Annotated in this window: 1 pseudogene; it reads left to right on the plus strand. The window is 31.4% G+C overall.

The annotated features are described in order from the left end of the window. Positions 1-206 (plus strand): annotated as a pseudogene (locus AAC854_RS23875) (hypothetical protein); the annotation flags it as partial. Positions 207-223 lie beyond the last annotated feature (17 nt).

Here is a 223-nt window from a genome sequence, read left to right on the forward strand (position 1 = left end):
GAAAATATGATTTATCAGAACAATATCGATACTTATCGAAGGAGTTTAAAGAATTAAATACCTCTACTACTACCTTTGACTCACTTATTGATGAAGATAGTATGATTCAAGATGCATTATCTCCCTTTGCCAAGATGAGTATCATTTCTGTTAGCAAGGACCACTTAATAAGAAAAGGTTCTCTTATATTAGCACTAGGAATTTAGCCTCATGCTATTTATAT

The sequence above is a fragment of the Xenorhabdus entomophaga genome (assembly GCF_037996725.1).
Taxonomy (GTDB): Bacteria; Pseudomonadota; Gammaproteobacteria; order Enterobacterales; family Enterobacteriaceae; genus Xenorhabdus; species Xenorhabdus khoisanae.